The organism is Pseudoalteromonas aliena, assembly GCF_038155085.1.
Lineage (GTDB): Bacteria > Pseudomonadota > Gammaproteobacteria > Enterobacterales > Alteromonadaceae > Pseudoalteromonas > Pseudoalteromonas aliena_A.
In genome coordinates, this window is sequence record NZ_JBAKAU010000313.1 from 1 (window position 1) to 207 (window position 207).

General features: G+C 36.7%; 1 protein-coding gene. It reads left to right on the plus strand.

All coding sequences use genetic code 11. The features are described 5' to 3' along the window. Positions 1-207, plus strand: a 207-nt coding sequence (locus tag V6260_RS19555; RefSeq protein WP_341595643.1) for a hypothetical protein, incomplete at both ends; no start/stop codon positions are given.

Here is a 207-nt window from a genome sequence, read left to right on the forward strand (position 1 = left end):
ATGAAAAATCGGGCAAGCAACATAAAATTTATACCGGCATTTACGACTTAGACGGTATTACTCAATATACGTGGTCGCCTAACAGCCAATACATTGTGTATGTTAAAAATAACGAAAACCGTTATGCCTCACTATGTCACTACAACATTAAAAAAGAAAAGGTAACACTCCTAACAGACGAGATGAGTAATGAGCAAAACCCAACCT